Source organism: Deferrisoma palaeochoriense, assembly GCF_054656955.1.
In genome coordinates, this window is the sequence record NZ_BAAHXI010000006.1 from 1 (window position 1) to 18,263 (window position 18,263).

At 69.2% G+C, this 18,263-nt stretch carries 15 protein-coding genes; 7 read left to right on the forward strand and 8 right to left on the reverse strand.

Annotated features, from left to right (window positions below; all coding sequences use genetic code 11):
• The first annotated feature begins 190 nt into the window (after positions 1-190).
• From coaD to ACYQ8L_RS02875, 3 genes are read left to right on the forward strand one after another with little or no spacing between them, the layout of a single operon-like run.
• Positions 191-700, forward strand: a complete 510-nt coding sequence (coaD, locus tag ACYQ8L_RS02865) for a pantetheine-phosphate adenylyltransferase (protein ID WP_459940258.1) — start codon at positions 191-193, stop codon at positions 698-700.
• On the forward strand, positions 697-1,893 hold the full coding sequence (locus tag ACYQ8L_RS02870) for a pyridoxal phosphate-dependent aminotransferase (protein ID WP_459940259.1): 1,197 nt from the start codon (positions 697-699) through the stop codon (positions 1,891-1,893). The genes coaD and ACYQ8L_RS02870 overlap by 4 nt, the downstream gene beginning before the upstream one ends.
• A gap of 7 nt (positions 1,894-1,900) precedes the next feature.
• Positions 1,901-2,788, forward strand: coding sequence for an SEC-C domain-containing protein (locus ACYQ8L_RS02875; RefSeq protein ID WP_459940260.1), 888 nt, complete (start codon positions 1,901-1,903; stop codon positions 2,786-2,788).
• Positions 2,789-2,891: 103 nt separating this feature from the next.
• Here the strand turns inward: ACYQ8L_RS02875 and ACYQ8L_RS02880 are convergent, their stop codons facing one another.
• The 8 genes from ACYQ8L_RS02880 to ACYQ8L_RS02915 form a co-directional block, all read right to left on the reverse strand.
• Positions 2,892-3,320 carry an NUDIX domain-containing protein gene (locus ACYQ8L_RS02880; RefSeq protein ID WP_459940261.1) on the reverse strand — a complete coding sequence of 143 codons (429 nt, stop codon included), beginning with the start codon at positions 3,318-3,320 and terminating at the stop codon, positions 2,892-2,894.
• Positions 3,317-5,008, reverse strand: a complete 1,692-nt coding sequence (locus ACYQ8L_RS02885; protein WP_459940262.1) for a sensor domain-containing diguanylate cyclase — start codon at positions 5,006-5,008, stop codon at positions 3,317-3,319. Before ACYQ8L_RS02885 ends, ACYQ8L_RS02880 begins: the two co-directional genes overlap by 4 nt.
• Before the next feature lie 10 nt (positions 5,009-5,018).
• Positions 5,019-6,575: a cytochrome c3 family protein gene (locus ACYQ8L_RS02890; RefSeq protein ID WP_459940263.1), complete on the reverse strand. Its 1,557-nt coding sequence runs from the start codon at positions 6,573-6,575 to the stop codon at positions 5,019-5,021.
• Between the two features lie 2 nt (positions 6,576-6,577).
• Positions 6,578-7,153 (reverse strand): TlpA family protein disulfide reductase, encoded by a 576-nt coding sequence (locus ACYQ8L_RS02895; protein ID WP_459940264.1) that lies wholly within the window; start codon positions 7,151-7,153, stop codon positions 6,578-6,580.
• A gap of 33 nt (positions 7,154-7,186) precedes the next feature.
• Positions 7,187-8,080 carry an NHL repeat-containing protein gene (locus ACYQ8L_RS02900; RefSeq protein WP_459940265.1) on the reverse strand — a complete coding sequence of 298 codons (894 nt, stop codon included), beginning with the start codon at positions 8,078-8,080 and terminating at the stop codon, positions 7,187-7,189.
• 69 nt (positions 8,081-8,149) lie between these two features.
• Positions 8,150-8,905 carry a hypothetical protein gene (locus tag ACYQ8L_RS02905; RefSeq protein ID WP_459940266.1) on the reverse strand — a complete coding sequence of 252 codons (756 nt, stop codon included), beginning with the start codon at positions 8,903-8,905 and terminating at the stop codon, positions 8,150-8,152.
• Positions 8,906-8,980: 75 nt separating this feature from the next.
• Entirely contained in the window at positions 8,981-10,804 is a 1,824-nt protein-coding gene (locus ACYQ8L_RS02910) for a TonB-dependent receptor (protein ID WP_459940267.1), read from the reverse strand.
• A gap of 196 nt (positions 10,805-11,000) precedes the next feature.
• Positions 11,001-12,761 carry a LysM peptidoglycan-binding domain-containing protein gene (locus ACYQ8L_RS02915; protein WP_459940268.1) on the reverse strand — a complete coding sequence of 587 codons (1,761 nt, stop codon included), beginning with the start codon at positions 12,759-12,761 and terminating at the stop codon, positions 11,001-11,003.
• Between the two features lie 264 nt (positions 12,762-13,025).
• Here ACYQ8L_RS02915 and ACYQ8L_RS02920 point away from each other — a divergent pair, with 264 nt between their 5' ends.
• The 4 genes from ACYQ8L_RS02920 to ACYQ8L_RS02935 are packed head-to-tail and all read left to right on the forward strand — an operon-like array spanning position 13,026 to position 18,257.
• Positions 13,026-14,915, forward strand: a complete 1,890-nt coding sequence (locus ACYQ8L_RS02920) for a GspE/PulE family protein (RefSeq protein ID WP_459940269.1) — start codon at positions 13,026-13,028, stop codon at positions 14,913-14,915.
• Positions 14,912-15,478, forward strand: coding sequence for a GspH/FimT family pseudopilin (locus tag ACYQ8L_RS02925; RefSeq protein WP_459940270.1), 567 nt, complete (start codon positions 14,912-14,914; stop codon positions 15,476-15,478). The genes ACYQ8L_RS02920 and ACYQ8L_RS02925 overlap by 4 nt, the downstream gene beginning before the upstream one ends.
• On the forward strand, positions 15,478-16,101 hold the full coding sequence (locus tag ACYQ8L_RS02930) for a type IV pilus modification PilV family protein (RefSeq protein ID WP_459940271.1): 624 nt from the start codon (positions 15,478-15,480) through the stop codon (positions 16,099-16,101). Before ACYQ8L_RS02925 ends, ACYQ8L_RS02930 begins: the two co-directional genes overlap by 1 nt.
• 2 nt (positions 16,102-16,103) lie before the next feature.
• Positions 16,104-18,257: a PilX N-terminal domain-containing pilus assembly protein gene (locus ACYQ8L_RS02935; protein WP_459940272.1), complete on the forward strand. Its 2,154-nt coding sequence runs from the start codon at positions 16,104-16,106 to the stop codon at positions 18,255-18,257.
• The last annotated feature ends 6 nt before the right edge of the window (positions 18,258-18,263 follow it).

Here is an 18,263-nt window from a genome sequence, read left to right on the forward strand (position 1 = left end):
AGAACATTCGGGATCCCGACGTCATCGCGCCGGTCAACCTGTGGGAGCGGCTGCCGTATCAGGGGCCAGAATTCAGAAGTCAGAGGTCAGAGAATTCCCCTGTCGTCTGTCCACTGACTCCTGACACGGTGGCCGCGCCCGATCCGACCTTGGGCGCGAGAGGGACACCGGCGCCCCCTGGAGGGACATCGTGAGCGAATCGGTGGCGGTTTACCCCGGAAGCTTCGACCCCATCACCAACGGCCACGTGGACATCATCGAGCGCACGGCCGAGGTGTTCGACCGGGTGGTGGTGCTCGTGGCCGTGAATCGGGACAAGCGCACCCTGTTCTCGGTGGAGGAGCGCATCGAGCTCATACGGCGCGTGTTCGCCGACCAGCCCAAGGTCCAGGTGGATGCGTTCCAGGGGCTGCTGGTGGAGTACCTGCGGCGCAACGGCTACCGGGTGGTGGTGCGCGGGTTGCGGGCCGTCAGCGATTTCGAGTACGAGTTCCAGATGGCCCTCATGAACCGGAAGATTTACCCCGAGATGGACACGTTCTTCCTGGCCTCGAAAGAGAACTACAGTTATGTGAGCTCGAGAATCCTGAAGGAGGTGTTCGAGCTCGGGGGCTGCATCAAAGATCTGGCCCCCGACCTGGTGATCGACGCGCTTCGCGCCAAGTTTCGCCGGCCCCCCACGAACGGAGGTAACCCGTGAAGCTGAGTTCTCGCGCCAAACTGCTGAAGCCCTCCCCCACCCTGGCGATTACGGCCAAGGCGAAACAGCTTCGGGCCCAGGGGATCGACGTGATCGGGTTCGGGGCCGGGGAGCCCGACTTCGGCACCCCGGCCCACGCCGTGGAGGCCGCCGTGGAAGCCCTGCGGGGGGGGGACACGCGCTACACGCCGGCCGGCGGCACGCCGGAGCTCAAGAAGGCCGTCGGCGCCCGGATCGAGGCCGACTACGGCCTGCGGTACGGGGCGAACGAGATCACGGTGGCGTGCGGCGCCAAACACATCCTCTTCAATCTCTTCCAGGTGCTCCTCGAGCCCGGTGATGAGGTGATCGTGCCGGCGCCCTACTGGGTGAGCTATCCGGACCAGATCCAACTGGCCGGCGGTCGGTCGGTGATCCTCCCGACGGCCGAGGAGGACGGGTTCCGGATGCGGCCCGAGGCCCTCGAGGCCGCCCTCACGCCCCGCACCAAGGCCCTGGTGCTCAACAGCCCCTCGAACCCCACGGGGGCACTCTACACCAGGGAGGACCTCGTGGCGCTTGCCGAGGTGCTCCGGGGCCGGGACGTGGTGATCGTGAGCGACGACATCTATCACCGGCTCGTGTACGGGGAAGCGCGGTTCACGAGCATTCTGGAGGTGGCGCCGGAACTCCGGGACCGCACCGTCATCGTGAACGGGGTGAGCAAGACCTACGCGATGACCGGGTGGCGCATCGGGTACGCGGCCGGGCCGGCCGAGGCGATCGCCGCCATGGAGGCCCTCCAGAGCCAGTCGGCTTCGAACCCCACGAGCTTCGCCCAGAAGGGCGCCGTGGCCGCCCTGACCGGCCCCCAGGACTGCGTGGAGGAGATGCGCCGGGCGTTCGAGGCCCGCCGGGGCCTGATCGTGGAGACCCTCAACCGGATCCCGGGGGTCACCTGCCGCTCCCCGGAGGGTGCGTTCTACGTGTTTCCCAACGTGGCGGGCCTCCTCGGGCGCCGGTGGGGCGACCGGGAGATCGGATGCCCCGCGGACCTGGCCGCGTACCTTCTGGACGAGGCCCGGATCGCCGTGGTTCCCGGGGAACCCTTCGGTTCCGACCGCCACCTGCGACTCTCCTACGCGACCTCGGACGACGCGATTCGCGAAGGGCTCCGCCGGTTCGCGGAGGCGGCCGCCCGCCTCGGCGACTAGGAAACCGATGGCCGACCAGAGGTTTCGGGGGCTTACGGACGACGAACTGGTGGAACTCCTCTACACCGCCGGGGACAGGTTGCCCCGGGAGGCGGTGGAGGAGTTCCTGCGCCGCGGGGACCGGATGCTGCCGCGGCTTGCCGAGATCGTGTCCGACAAACGGGCGTGGACCCAGCAACTCCCGGAGTGGTGGGCCGTGGTTCACGCCACCTACATCCTGGGGGCGATGGAGACCGGGGATGCCCTCGTTCCCCTCCTCACGGCGCTCCGCTGGGCCGACGCCTTTGACTGCGACTGGGTGACCGAGGATCTCCCCAGCATCTTCGGCCGCATCGGCGACGTGGCCCACGTGCCCCTGATGCGGATCGTGGCCGACGTGACCGCGGGGCCGGGGGCCCGCTCGGTGGCGCTCGCCTCCGCGGTGGCCGCGGCCATCGGCCACCGCCGCCGGACCCGGGAGGTGACCGAGACGGCCGCGGCGATCCTGCGAAGCCCCCAGGAACCCCTGTACCTTCGGCAGACCGCGGCCAACGTGCTCGTGGACCTCAAGGCGCGCCGCTACCGCGACCTCCTGCTGGCCTTCGGGCGCGAGGAGGCCGCCCGGCACCGGGACGATCCGGACTACCAGGGCGTGTTTTACGACTGGGAGGTGGACGACCTACTGGAGGACCGGACCGGGGACGCCGGCCTGGAATACTACCAGAGGGACTGGCTCACCTTCTACGATCCGGAAGAGATCGAGAAACGCCAGGAGCGCTGGCGCCGGGAGGAGCAGGAGGCCGAAAGCGCCGGCGAGCCGGTTCCCTCCCATCCGGCCAGGCCCGACCTGGGGGCCCCCTGCCCCTGCGGCTCAGGCCGGCCCTTCGGCCACTGCTGCTACCTGCGAATGCACTAGAGGGACACGGGGGGGCGCCCCCGGAAGAGGGCGACTCCCTCTCCCCCCACCGGGGGGAGAGGGCCGGGGTGAGGGAGGACACGCTTCCCGGCTTCCCAGCGTTCTAGCCGTTCTCCAGCCTTCGCCGTTCCCCCGTGGTCAGATAGCGGCGCACGTCGGCCAGAATCCGCCCGTGGTCGAAACAAAGGGGTTCGGGCAGACGATCCCACGACCAGACCTTGACGTCGGCCGCGTCGCTTCCGGCCGCAGGCTCCCCGTCGGCCTCCGCCAGGTACACCGTCGTGATCGTGTGGCGGCGCGGATCTCGCCGGGGATCCGAGTAGGTGAAGAACTGCTCCCGCAACCGCACCCGAAGCCCTGTCTCCTCAAACGCCTCCCGGGCGGCCGCCGCCTCCAGGCACTCCCCCTCCTCCACGAACCCCCCGGGCAGAGCCCACCCGTGGGGCGGGTTCCTGCGCCGTACGAGAACCACCCCGTCGTCCCGGAGGATGACCACGTCCACCGTCGGCAGGGGATTGCGGTACCCCGTCACGCCCGGGCCTCTTTCGTCTGTTCGTTCACCCGGGAGAAGAACTCCTCGGCGTTCGCGGCCTCACCCCTCTGGTACTCGGCCCAGGCCGCCACGAACCGCAGGCGTCCCTCGGCCAGGGCGTCCTCGCCCGGGTAGGACTGCTCCTCCAGGGCGGCGACCAGATCCGCGGCCCGTTGGCGCGCCGCCTCGGCGTCCATCCCCGGCATCAGCACCGCGAAGGTGGAACCGAAGCACCGGCCGATCACTTCCTTTCCTCCGCTCTTCGCCCGGATCACCTCGGCCACGCGCTTTAGCACCTCGTCGCCGAATTTCTGACCCAACCGCTCGTTGTAGGCCGCGAAGTTGTCGATCCGCACGACCAGAAGCGACAGCGGCGACCCGGTCAACCGCGCCCGGTCGATCTCGCCTTGGAGGAGCTTCTTGAAGTGGAAGAACGTGAAAAGCTGCGTCAGATGGTCGGTGACCTCGAGTTCGTTCGCATAGAGCTTGAGCTGCTGGTACAGGCGCGCGTTCTCGATCGCCACGGCGGCCTGGCTCGTGAAAAGCTCGAGGGTCTCGATGACCTCGCCGGGAATCGGGCGTTTGCTGAGCTGGTTGTCCACGGCCACCACCCCGACGCAGTCGCTCTCCACGATCATCGGGATCACGATGAAGCTCCGGCTCCGGAGCGCCCGGATCTCATCGTAGGGGGGCTGGAGCCGCAGCTCCGACGGCAGTTCCCGGGCGTTTTCCACCCGGTAGGTGCGCTTCTGCAGGAACGCCTGGGCGATCACCCCACCGCCCGGCCCGAGCGGCAGGCGGATTTCCTCCGGGGGCTCGTCCTGGTTTCCGAACGCGCCCTTACACTCGAGCACCGTTTCCTCGGGGTTGGGGAGAAAGAGGAAGATCCGGTCGAGCCCCAGCACCTCGTGGGCCGCCCCGAGGATCGTACGGATCCGGTCCTCCAGGGACAGGGTTTTCTGCATGCTCACCGAAACCTCATGGAGCTTGCGGAGATTTCGGTTGGCGGCCTCCACGCGGCCGAGGAGTTCGAGGCGCTCCCGGTAGAACGGCTTGATCACGAGCGACACGGACAGCGCCGTGCTCAGCAGGATGGCCACCCCCAGCACCGCGCAGGTCAGAAGCACGTATTTCTTGAGACTCGCGGCAATGCTGCTCGACGACGCGTAGGGCTCGTCCACCGCCACCACCCAGCCCCGGTCCTTGAGCACGCGGAACGCCACGATCCGGTCCTCGCCGAACAGGGTGGCGATCCCGATCCCGGCCTCGTACCCCTCGGCCGCAGCCGCCAGCTTCAGCCGGTTCCCCTGAGTGCGGTCTCCCAGGGCCTCCAGGGGCTTGTGGGCCGCCAGGAGCTCGACCTCCACCTCACCCAGGCTAGCGGCCTCCGGCATGCCGGCTGGCGCGGCCACGACCCGCCCCTCCCGGTCCACCACCCAGGCCCCCCCCGCGCGCCGCAAGCGGTTGCGCAGCACCACCCGGGACAGGTCGGCCTCCCCGGATCCGGCACCCGCCACCTCCTCCACGATCCGCGCCAGGTCGTCCGCCTCGGCCCGGAGCCGGGCCTTTACCTCGTCTTCGCTGAGTTTCGTGACCACGGCCCCGACCACCAGGGCGGCCAGCGCCACGATGGCCGCCGAGACCAGAATCAGCCGGACACCGAGCCCGGTGGGGACCTTTTCCGACATCGGGGCTTCCTCACATCTGGTGGCAGCCCGAACAGCCGCCCTGCACGGGCGCCATGCGGTCGCTGTCCGACGCGTGGGGGTCGTGGCAGCTCAGGCACATGAGCTTTCCTTCCGGATCGAGCCGCATGCCCGGCACCGTGAACTTGGGCGGCCGGCCCACGGGATGCTTATGGCGGGCCATGGTGTCCTCGTCGTGGCACAGCCGGCACAAGCCCTCCCCCTCCCCCTTCAGGAAATACTTCGGGTTGTCCGACGAGTGGGGATCGTGGCACCCAGAACAGTTCCCGTCGGCGAAAGGTTTGTGGAGCACGAACCGGTTCATCTTCTCCTTCATGTTCTCGTGGCACGACAGGCACAGGTCCCCCTGGGGCAACCGGATCTGGAACTTGAACGGCGACCCGTGGGGGCTGTGACAAACGGTGCAAAACCCCATCACCACCGGCCCGTGGACGTACGTCCGGGTGAACTTGGCCCGGATGTCGTCGTGGCAGGTGAAACACAGGTCCGACCCCTGGGTCACCAGGTCGTACTTGTGGGGCTTGCTTGTGAAATCGTGGCAGGGGCTGCATCCACCCACCGGAATCGGCCCGTGGACCCAGCTCTGGTCGGTGAGGTACCCGTGGCACCGCAGGCAGAACGTGGTGATGACCGTCACCTCCCCGCCGCCCTCGGGCTCCATCTGGTGGCAATTGCGGCACCGGTCCTCGTGGTCGGGCGTGTGGAACTGGTACTCCGGAAAGGGCGACTGCAGCCCCTCGCCCATCACGGGTTCCCGGAACAGCACGATCGCGAGGTTCCCTTCGCCTCCCTCGGTTTCGGGGTACCGGATCTCGATGTAGTTGGACCCGAGGCTCAGGGGGGTGCGGACCCAGAACATCTTACCGTAGCTCTTGGCTTCCCTCTCGCTCCCGCCGTTGAGCCTTAGGACGAACGGCCCTTTCCGTCCCCCGGTGAGACCGACCACCGAGATCGAGTCCTGGTAGGTCTTCGTGAAATTGTCCGGGGCGAGGAGGACCACGTTTTCCACCGCCGCCCCCACCTGCGCGGCGGTGGCCCCCTCCTCCACGACCCGGCGCACGGTCTCCTCGAGCTCTTTCCAGCGCTCCTCGTTGTACCCCACTACGGTCTGGACGATCTCGCCGTTGCGGTCCACCAGCACGTAGGTGGGAAGGGTGGTGATCCCGAACGCCCGGCTGATCTTCAGCTGAAGATCGAGCACCACCGGAAACGAGAGGATGTCCTTGAACTGCCCGTAGAACCGCCGCACCCGGGCCACGTTGTAGGTGTCGAGGTTCACCCCCACCACCCGTAGCCGTTCGGCGCCGTACTTGTTCTGGAGGTTGACGAGTTTGGGGATGGACTGGACGCAGCTCGAGCAGTAGATCGAGCCGAAATCGAGCAAAATGGGAACCTTGCCCAGGTGGTCGGCCAGGTCGAACGTGTCGCCGGGGATGGTCATCCCTGTGAAAGGTTGTACTTTCTCGGCCGAAACAGCGGGAAGGGCGGCCAGCAACAGGACCGCCCCCCCGATTCCCGCCCCGAAGATCGCCCGGACCGAGCGCCGCATGATCAGAGCCCCAGGGCTTTCTTGACTTCCGCCTCGAGGACCTCCTTGTCGGTCAATCCCACCTCCGCGAAGGCGATCTTTCCGTCCTTGCCCACGAGGTACAGGGTCGGCGTGCCCGCCACGCCGTAGGGGTCGGCCACCACGAAAGACTCATCGGGGGCAAGCTTGTCGATGAACACCCGGAACGTGTACCCCTGCTGCTTCACCAGCCCCTGGATGCTCTTCTTCATCGGCTCGCCGTCGAGGGCCACCGCAATCACCTCGAACCCCTTGTCGCGGTACTCCTCGTAGAGCCGTTCGATCATCGGCATCTCCGCCTTGCACGGCTCGCAGAAGATGGACCAGAAGACGAGGAGGTGTACCTTCCCCGGCGCCTCCTTCGCCAACTGGAACGGCCGGCCCTCGATGTCCTCGAGCGTAAAGTCCGGCGCCTTGTCCCCGGGCTTCAGCATCTCAATGTCCCCGATCATCGGGATGTCGAGCGGGGTCATCTTCTTTTCTTCCGCGGCCGAGGCGCCCGCCCAGAGCGCCGCCACGCCAGCCGCCACGATCCACGCACACAGGGCTTTCCGAAGCATGTTCCCCTCTCCCGGTTCCGCTAGGAAAACCGATCACTCCCTCGTGAACCTCAAAATCCGCGCGCCGGCCCGGTCGGCCAGGTAAAGGTCCCAGTCGCGCTCTACCACGAACCCGGCAGGCCGAAACGGGGCCACCCCGTCCCCGATCTCCGCGACCCGCTCCCCCCGGCGGTTCAGGACCCACACCCTCCCGGACCCGGCGTCGGACAAGAACATCCGATAGAATACGGGGTCCACCTCCACGGCGACCAACTTCGCCCCCTCGGGCAGCCAACCCGAGAGATCCAAGGTTTCCTCCCAGGAGCCTTCGAGGTCGAACCGCTCGAGCCTTCGCCACCCCTCGTTGAGGACCCAGATTCCCCCGCGCCCCTCGGGAGTGTACGCGACCGCGACGGGCGTTTCCAGGTGGTCGCGCCGCCCCCCGGTTCGTCGGTCCCAGGACGCGAGGAACCCGCCGTCGGGCCGAAACACCTGGATCCGCTCGTTTCCGGCGTCGGCCACGTAAAGACGCCCCCGTTCGTCGAACGTTACATCGGCCGGGTGCCGAAAGCGGCCGTCCGCGCTGCCGAGGCTTCCGAGAACGAATGCCTCGGCGCCTTCCTTGTCCACCACCACCAGCCGGTGGTTTCCGGTATCGACCACCCAAAGGCGGCCGTCGGGCCCGAGCCCCAACCGCCGCGGCCGGTCGAGCCGGACCTCCCCGGCACCGCGGCTCCCACCCAGGGTCCTCTCCCACCGGCCGGCCCGGGAAAACCACACCAGAGCCTCGCGGTCCCGGTCCAAGGCGACGATCTCGCCGCCGGCCGTCACCGCCACGTCCACCGGGTCCCGGAGCTCGTTTCGGCCGCGGCCCCGCTCGCCGTAGGCCTCGTCGAACCGCCAGGAGAGTTCCCGCGCCAGGCCGACCGAGGCCGCCAGCACGGCCACAAGCCCCCCCGCCAGGGCGCTTCGCCAAAGCCGGGTTCGATGGTTCAGCAGGGTCCCTGCCCTCCGCCGCTACTTCGGCTTCACCTGGAGGAGGATCTCCTCGGTCTGCTTCTCGGGGGCCACCTCGGGCTCGGCGGGCTTCTGCTCCCCGGCGGCCGGGGCCGGGGCTCCCTCTTCTCCCGCCAGTTCCGCAGCCTTGGCCGCCTCGAGCATCCGCTGCACCTCGGCCTCCCGGGCCGCCCGGAACTCGGCGTCGAGCCGGGCCACGAGCCGGGCCACGCCCCGGGCCGCCACGTCGTTGGGCGAGGGCCCCTTGTTGACCCCCAGGATCTCGCCCAGGGTCGTGCTCGACCGGGCGTAGGTGCGGCCGCTCCACAGGATGTCACCGGACTCGGTGTCGATCATGTTCACCTGGAGGGCGAACTCCACGATCTCGGAGTTCTCCTCCTGGCCAAACACGAGGAGATCCCCCAGGATGAGGGCCTGGGCCTGGAGCTCCTCGCCCATCTTCCGGACGATCTCCCGGTCGAGCCCCTCGGTGTTGCGGAGCTTGAGCTTCTTCATGAGCTCGTTGACGTACCGGGGCTCCTCCACGACGTCGAAGGTTCCGCGGTTCAGGAGCTCCTGGAGAAAGAGGTCCCCGGCGATCCGCGGCGCCTGGGCCCCTTCCACGACGCTGTCGAAGGGCAGCACCGCCACCTTTTTCACCTTGCCGTACTGGCGTTGGCCGGCAGGGGGTTTTGCATAGGTTTTGACCGACGCCCCCGCGCATCCCATCATGGTGGCCAGCGCGATCGCGCCCACCGCCCAGAGCATCCGCCGCATGGTGTCTCCTCCTCCTCAAGTCTCGGGTCCTCGGGTTTCGCTCGTCCAAAGCGCCGAGAAACCGGCGCCACCTTATCAGAACTGCCCCTCTACCTCAATCAGGTACCGGTGGGTGTCCCGCCTGTCGCCCTCGAGCTGCTGATCGAGCTCCCACTCGAAGCTGATCGTGAGCAGGCCCTCCAGGAACTCCGCCGACAGGGTCACCTGGTGGTTGCGGGTGTCCTCGGCGTCGCTCTTCTTGTCGAACTGGTACTCGTAGCTCAGGTCGTATTGGTCGAGGAAGCTCCAGTCGTAGGTCACCGAGTACGTGTAGTCCACCGTCGGGCCCTTGTCGTCCTCGCTCTCGTCCGAGGCCGAGCGGGTCAGGCTCAACTCCAGGCTCATCCCCGCGAGAAAATCCGAGAACGAAAGCGTCACATCGGTGTCGTCGTCCCGTTTGATGGTCGCCTTTCCCTCGGCCGGGTCGGTGCTCGTGCGGGTGTAGGTGTGGTCGAGGCTCAGGGTGGTCACGTCCCCGAGCGTGAGCTCGTACTGGATCCCCACCTCCCACTGGCGCTCGATGTCCGTCTGCTCCGTCAGGAGGTCCTCGTCCTCGGTGTAGGTGTAGTCCGGCTCCAAGGTGAGGCCCGGCACCCCCTCGTAAGCGATCGTGAACTCCACGTCCCACTTTCGCTCGTCGGTGGTGCGGTCGCCCTGCTCCGTGGTCTTGTTCCAGGTGCGGGTCAGGGAAAGCTGGACCTGGTCGTCCCACACCGAGGCGTCCAGTTGGATCTCCCAGGTGTCGTCCACCGACTCGTCCTTGGGTTCGGCCGGGTCGTCGAACCATTCGTCCTTGTCGCTCCGGTCGAACGAGGGGGAGATCGTCAGGTTCTCCAGGGGGCTGAAGTCGATCGCGGCGGAATAGTCCCGGGTGATCGCGTAGGACCCCGGATCGGCCCCCCGGGTGTCCTTACGCTCGTCGGAGTAGCTCAGGTCGATGTCGATCGTCTCGGTGAGGGAGCGGCCGTAACTCACCTCCCCGGTCCAGGTATCCGTCACGTCGACCGGGGTGGCCAGCTCCAGGTCCTTGTCCCAGTCGATCTCCCGGTCGAGGCTCAACTCCAGATCGTCCAGCGGGGTGAACGTGGCCTGGACTTGGACGTTGTTTTTCAGGCTGTCGTCCCGCTCCAGGATGTCTCCGTCGTCGGCCAGCGTGAGGCTCTGCTGGCGCTCGTTGGTCCACTGGGCCTCCAGCTTGAACCGCTCGCCGAACTCCCGGTCGAACGAGATGTCGAAGCTGTACTGGCGGTCCTCGGTGTCGGAGTCGGGGTTGATCCGGTCGTCGGTGTCGTCGCGCTGGATGTCGAAGGAGAGTTCCAGAAGGTCCCAGAAGGCGTAGTCGAGGCTGGCCTCGCGCGAGGTGTCCACGGTCTGGGTGACGCCCCCTTCCTTGGAGAGATCGCGCTGGAAGGTAAAGCTCAGGTCCGGGAGCGCATCGCCCTCGGGCTCCATGGTCAGTTCCGCGCTCCAGGAGTCGTCGCGGGTGGTCTCCTCGGCCGGGTCGTGGGACGACTTCACAGAGGTTTCCCAGCTCCCGGTCAGGGTCCACCACGGCCCCTGGAACTCCAGATCCACCGAGGGATCCACCTGGCGGGTGTCGTACCCCGGCTCGTTGATCTCGTCGGTGATGTCCAGGCCGAGTTCGACGGAGAAGGCGAGATCGGAATGGAGGGGAAGCTCGTAGGAAATCGAGTAGGACTGGTCCACCGTCTCGGTGGACTCGCTGCCTTCGGCCGTGACCTCGGTTTTCCGCTCGTCCGAGATCGTGGCGTCCACGGACCAGGTGGCGGCCCGCACGCCGGCCGGCGCCAGGGCGGCCCAGGCGAGAAGCGCAACAAGGGAAAGCCGGGGCTGGGGCATGCGTCCCGTCCGTTCCTCCGCAACCTGCCGCGACCGAAACCCAGCCGCGGTTTCATCTAGCAGCACCGGCCCTCGGGCCGGCCCCCGAAACCAAAAGATCAAGAAACGAAAAAGAGCGCCCCAGGCCACCCCACATGGCCGAAAGTCCGGCGTTTTCTAGCAGAACGCCGGGGCTTGTGTCAACGAGAACACCCGGTCATCCGCCGGACGCCCCGGCCGGCACCCGGACCTCGTCGCCGGGCCGAAGCACCCGGTCGGCCCCCCATCCGTTGAGATCCAGGAGATCCGAGAGCTCCACCCCGTACCGGCGGGCGATGCCCCACAGCGTGTCCCCGGGCTCCACCACGTGGACCGCGCTAGAGGCCACCCGTTCGGGCCGGACCCGAAGCACCTGCCCGGGCCGAAGAAGCGACGAGCGGCCCAACCCGTTCCACCGCCGCAACTCGTCCACCGAGGTTCCAAACCGCCGGGCGATCCCCCACAGCGTGTCCCCGGGCTTCACGCGGTAGCCGTCGGCGGCGGCCACCGTATCGGCCGGCCGGCGCCGGGGCTTGAACCCGCGGGGCACGGGCACGACCAGTTCCTGGCCCGGGCGGAGGCTCCGGGCCGACCGGATCCGGTTCAGCTCCGATATGGCCGCCACCCGGGTGTCGAACCGCCGGGCGATGCCCCACAGGGTGTCCCCCGGCCGCACCCGGTAGCGCTCGAAGGAGAGCCGCTGTTCCGGGGGCAGGCGTTCCAACGCCTCGGCCACCAGGGCCCCACGGCCCGGCGGCACCCGCAGGGGGTATGCGCCGCCGGTCCCAGGCGGAGTGCAGCCCCGCAGAAGGGCCGGGTTGAGCTCCGCGAGGCTTCGACGGCCCACCCCGGCCGCCCGGGCCGCGGTCGCGAGATCCACCGGGGCCTCCACCCAGACCGTGTCGTAGTCCCACGGCTCCACGTCCCGCCGCCACGAAAGCCCGTAGGTCTCGGGCTCCCGGGCGATGGCCACGGCCGCGTAGAACTTGGGCACGTACCGGCAGGTTTCGCTGCGCAGCTCCCCGGCCGCCGCGAGCCCCCAGAAGTCGGTGGCGCCGCAGCGCCGCAGGGCCCGGCCCACGGCGCCCGGCCCCGCGTTATACGCCGCAAGCGCAAGCTCCCAGTCCCCGAACTGCTCGTAGAGTTCCCGGAGGTGGTGGGCCGCCGCCCGGGTGGCCAGTTCCGGATCGAGCCGCTCGTCCACCCACCAGTCCACCCGAAGCCCGCTCGCCCGGGCCGTGGTCTCGATGAACTGCCACATGCCCACCGCCCCGGCCGGGGACCGGGCGTCGGGCTCGAAATGGCTCTCCACGAGGGCGAGATAGGCGAGCTCCTCCGGCAGCCCCTCCTCGGCCAGGATCCGCCGGATCATGGGCAGGTACCGCTCGCCCCGCTCGAACGCGATCTCCAGACTCCGCCGCCGGGCGCCCGAGAACTCGTCCAACAGGGCCGACACGGCCGGATGGTCGGGGATGGGCAGGCCCGGGGGCGCCTCCGGCTCGGCCGCCGCGACCGCTTCCGGCGCGGACGGCGCCGTCGCGGATTCCCTCGGGGCCCCGGCGGGAGGGGCCCCTTCGTCCTCGGGCAACAGCCGAGCGCCAGGGGGAGCGGGAGGGGAGGATTCCGCCACTTCGGGCGCGGGGGCGGGGCGGCGCGCCTCCCCGGCGACCGGTTTGGGCGCAGGGGGGGCCGGGGGGGAACCGGCCGGAGCCGGAGGCGACTCCCCCACGGGGTTGGGCGCTGGGGTTTCGCTGTGGGGTTCGGCCGAGGCCGCGACCGGCCCGGTGGCCGGCGCCTCGGGGACGGCGGGCCCCGCCGAGATCACCGTATTCCGGCCCGGCACCGGCGCCGGCCCCCCCGCCTTCCGCACCGGGGCCGAGCCGGCGCAGGCCGCGATCCCCAGACACAGCCCCCCGACCACCGCGCTCCAACGCCGCAACCCGCCGACTCCTTTCCGCCCCGCCGCCTTGAGTTTTCCGTTCGCCGTGCCGATCCGTGTGGGGAACGGCGGGCCGCCCCTGGCCCCCGGCCCCGGGGCCGGGTAGCATACCGGGCCCCGCGTCGCCGTCCGAGCGCTTCCGGTCGGTCCCGGGGCTTGCCGGTTCCGCCTGGACGAAGCCGCTCGGCATTCGTCCGCCCTTCGAGAAGGGGCCGCCGGGGTTTCTTAGCAGACGACCCCGATTCGGGACAAGGAGATTCGCTGTTGCAGGACCCGTGCCGACCCGAACCCGAGGTGCCCGCCCGGGGCGTTCTCGACGTGGCGTTCCTGGTGGAGGTCTGCCTCCGGCCGGGGCTTTTGACGGAGACCCAGGCCCGGTACGTGCGCGAGCGGGCCTCGATCCAGGAGGCCGCGCTCCGCCGGCGCCTGGGGCCGGACCTGGGGGCCGACCCCGTGGAGCTCCTGCTCTCCTTCGGCCTCGTCCCCCCGGGGGCCGACCGCCCCCTCGACGCCGACCGGGTGCTCGAGGGGATCGCCCGGGCAGCCGGGGTGCCCCGAATCCAGATCGACCCCCTCAAGCTCGACGCCGCGGCCATCGTGCGGTGCCTGCCCCGGGCGTTTGCCCGGCGCCACGCCGTGCTCGTGTTGGATCCCAAGGCCGACCCGGTGCCCGTGGCCGTAGCCGACCCCTTCGACGTGGCGGCCCTCGACACCGTGCGCCAGCGGCTCGGCCGCCGGCTCGCCGTGCATCTGGCGGCCCGGCGGGAGATCCTGCGGCTCATCCGGGAGATCTACGGGTTCCAGACCTCGGTGGCCGCGGCCGAGCGGGACCTCGGGGAACTGCCGGACCTTCAGAACCTGGAGCAGTTCTTCCGGATGCGGCCCGAGGCCGACCTCGATTCGGCCGACAGCCACATCGTGCGGGCCGTGGACCACCTGCTCCGCTACGCCCTGGATCAGCGGGCGAGCGACATCCACATCGAGCCCAAGCGCGAGCAGTCCACGGTGCGGCTTCGGATCGACGGGGTGCTCCACACGGTGCACCGGTTCTCCCGCCGGGTCCACGGGGCCATCGTGTCGCGCCTCAAGACCCTGGCCCGCATGGACATCGCCGAAAAGCGCCTGCCCCAGGACGGCCGCATCAAGACCGAGCACGAGGGCCGGTCGGTGGAACTGCGGGTCTCGACCCTTCCCGTGGCCTTCGGGGAAAAGGTGGTCTTGCGGATCTTCGACCCCCAGATCCTGGAGAACGATCTGCCCGACCTGGGGCTCGAGGGCCGGGATCTCGAGGCGGTCGAGGGGTTCCTGGCGCGGCCCCACGGCCTGGTGCTCGTGACCGGGCCCACGGGCTCGGGCAAAACCACCACCCTGTACGCCGCGCTTCGCCGGCTCGCCACCGAGGCCCGCAACGTCTCCACGGTGGAGGACCCCATAGAGAACGTGGTCGAGGCCTTCAACCAGGTGGGGGTCCAGCCCCAGATCGGGCTCACCTTCGCGTCGGCCCTGCGGACGCTGCTCCGGCAGGACCCGGACGTCATCATGGTGGGGGAGATCCGCGACGCCGAGACCGCCCGGATGGCGATCCAGGCGTCGCTCACCGGGCATCTCGTGCTCTCCACGGTTCACACCAACGACGCCCCGAGCGCCGTGACCCGGCTCCTCGACATGGGGGTGGAGCCCTACCTCCTGTCCTCGACCCTGCTCGGGGTGCTGGCCCAGCGGCTCGTGCGCACCCCGTGCCCCCATTGTGCGGAACTCCGGCCCCTCGAGCCGGCCCACGCCGAGGCTCTGGGGCTTTCGGCCGACACCGCCGAGCGGAGGGGCGAGGGCTGCCCCCGGTGCCGCCGCACCGGGTACCTGGGCCGCACCGGGGTCTACGAGGTGCTCTCGGTGACGCCGGACCTGGCCGAGGCGATCCACCAGACCCGGCCCACGGCCCACCTGCGGGCCCTGGCCCGGGCCGGGGGCATGCGCACCCTGCGGGAGGCCGGGGCGGCCCTGGTCGCGGCCGGCCGCACCACGGCGCTCGAGGTCCTCGCGGTCACCCCGCCCGACCCCGAGGAACCGGTGCTCGCGCCGGGCCTGAAACGGAACGCGGCTTGCACGGTATCCGGGGGTGAACACCCCACGGTCCGGGGAGGAACGAAGCCATGAGGGCACACCGCCGCCGGGGCTTCACCCTGGTGGAGCTCATGATCACCATCGCCGTCATCGGCATCCTGGGGCTCGTCGTGACCCCGGGCATCCTCAAGACCATTCCCAAATACCGGGTGGACCGGGCGGCCAAGGCGCTCGCCACCGAGATGAACCTGGCCCGGATGCGGGCCATCGCCAAGAACAAAACCCACCACGTGGTGTTCGACGCCGGGACCGCCCAGACGATCACGGTGTACGAGGACGACGACAACAACTGGTCCACCGCCAACACCGTGGTCAAGACGATCTCCCTCGCCACCGAGTTCCCCAACGTGAAGCTCGATTACAACTCCGTAACCGGGGTGGACGGTTCCACCCTCACCTCGGCCGTGACGTTCCCGAACAGCCGGGCCACCTTCCTGCCCAACGGCCTCCTGACCCAGCCCGGCGCCTTCTACCTCATGCCGTCGGGCGACAAGGGGGTGCGAAACGACCGCCTGCGGGCCGTGGAGGTGACCCGGGCCGGCCAGGTCGTCCTCTACCGCTACGACACGGCCTCGTCGTCGTGGGAGGAGATGTGATGGGGGCCCGGTGGAATCGTTGGACGCGGGGACGCCGGGACGGGGGGTTTACCCTGGTCGAGACCCTGGTGGCCCTGGTGGTGCTGGCCATCGGGCTACTGGCCGTGGCCAAGATGAGCATCACCTACGTGCGGGCGAACTCCTACAGCCACCTCCTCTCCGCCGCCACCGTGGCGGCCCAGGAAAAGATGGAGCAGTTGCGTTCCTACGCCACCTCGGAACGGGGCGACCGGTTCAGCGTGTTCGACTTCGACTACCTGATCAGCACGAACCCCTCGTTCACCTCGGTGGACGACGGCGGGACCCTCAAGACCGTGGCCGGGCTCCTTTCGGGCTCGAACGGCGGCACAACGCTCACCACCTCGAACGGCGCGGTGTACGAGGTGATGTACGACGACGGGGCCCACGGCGACGGCGCGGCCGGCGACGGCGTGTTTGGCGCGACCGATACGGTGACGGTGGAAGGAACCGGGTTCACCATCGACCGGGTCTGGACCGTGGAACCGATCGCCATCTCGGGCCAGACCAACTTCGCCCGGATCGCGGTGGAGTGCTCCTGGACCGACCGGTTCGGCACGACCCGGAAGGTCCACCTGGAAAGCCTCGTGCACCGGAGGCAGTGACCATGGGACGCCGGAAACCCACACCCAAGAGAAGGCCGGACCGGGGCACCGTGCTCGTGGCGGCCTTGGTGATCCTGGCGCTCCTTTCCCTCCTGGGGGCCGGGAGCCTCCTCAACGCCACCCTGGACACCCAACTCGCCCGAAACCAGCGGACCAGCAAGGAGGCGTTTTACGCGGCCGAGGCCGCCCTCGAGGTGGGCGCGGGCCGGGTCATGGCGGCGTTCCGCGACGAACTGCGACCCTTCGCCCCGGGGCTCACGGTGGACTGGACCGAGCCCTCCACCGCGGCGGGGGACCCCTACGACAACCCGTTCAACGGGTTCACCACAGAGTTCCGGATCATCAACTCCCTCGACCCCTCCAACCCGGGGGCCGAGCCGGAGCCCTTTCTGTTCACCACGGTCGAGAACAACCAGCAGATCGTCCACTTCGCCTACGAGTACCAGGTGGAGGCCCGGGCCACGGGCGACCTTGGCAGCGAGGCCATGGGCGAAACCGTGCGGGTGCTCGAGACCCCGCTGGTCCAGTACTACATCTTCTTCGAGGACGACCTCTCCTGGCACCCGGGGCCCACCATGCGCTCCTGGGGACGGGTCCACACGAACGGCAGCCTCTACTTCGCGCCCGGAACCGGGGGCGGCATCTGGTTCCAGGACTACGCCGAGGGGGCCGGGTTCGGGGCCCCCAACATCCTCACGGTTCACGGCGAGATCCGCTACGGGGAGTACCTGTACGAGAACAACACGGTAGGGAGCCGCTCGTCGGGGCCCGTGTACGTGCGGGTCCGCAACCTCACCTCCCCGCCCACCATCCCGGTGACCTCGGCCGACTGCGAGCAGATCAACACCGACATCACGGCGGCCAACGCCGCCGCCGAGGAAGGGCGGTTTGTAGACACGGCCGGCACTTTCCACGTGCGGGTCGGGGTGGACCGGATGCCGAGCGCCTCGTACCAAACCCTCACCCGCGACGCCTTCTACGAGGACGCGGCCGACGATCCCAAGAAGCCGGGCGTGGACGGCATGAAGATCGTGGTGGTGGCCGGGGCCCTGAAAATCTACTTCACGCCCCACGGCGGCGCCCAAGAGGACGTGACCGACCTCGTCACCAACTACCAGGTGGACGGCCTGGGGAACCCGGTCAATTTCGCGGCCTGGCCCGCCGGGGCCAAGGTGCGGGCCGACGGCACCAGCGCCGCCACCGTGGCCGACCTCATCCCCGGCACGATCGTCTACTCCCCCGAGGCCCCCGTCACGGCGGACGAGACCGGGGGCGGCCCTTACGACGGCACGCGGGGCAACATGAACCCCTATTACCCCTGCATCCTGGAACGGGAGGACCCCCGGGAGAACAAGGAGGTGGACCTCACGGTGATCGACCTCCAGCGCCTGGAGCTCTGGTACCGGGACTACCTGGACTGGTCGGACAACGGGGCCTTCGACAGCAGCGTCGACCCCCTGGGGGACGGCCGAAGCCTTTTGATCTACGTGAGCCGGTCCCTCTCCGGCGGGGGGCTCGCCACGGGAACCGGCGCCGGGAACCTCCAGGCCGTCAAGATCGTGGGCTCCCGGGCGGGCCGCACGAGGCAACTCAACGACCGGCAAGACGGCGCCTCCCCCACGCTGGTCACCCGCACGAGCCTCGTCACCGACAACCCCGTGTACATCGACGGCGACCTCAACGTCACCTCCCCGGGGGCGGGGGACGCGCCGGCGGGCCCCGGGGGGCTCGCCATCGTGTCCGACGCCGTGACGCTCCTTTCCAACAACTGGGGCCCAAGCCAGTTCGGCCAGACCGGGGGCGCCTACACGAAGAACGGCGCGAGCAACTCGGGGTTCAACGCCGCGTTCTTCACCGGTCGGTTCGACTTCCGGTCGGGCGGCGGCTCGGGCGAGGAGGCGGGCATCCACAACTTCCCCCGGTTCATCGAGAACTGGTCCGGGGACGAGTGCCACATCACGGGGTGCCTCATCAACCTCTGGTTCAGCCAGCAGGCCACGGCGGAGTTCCGGTGCTGCGGCAGCGGCACGGGCGACGTCTACAGTCCGCCAGCCCGATTCTTCGGATGGGACACGGGGTTTTTGAACCAGGACTACTGGCCGCCCTACGTGCCGAGCATCTACAGCATCGAGCGGGCGGCCTGGCGCGAGGAGTAGGGGCCC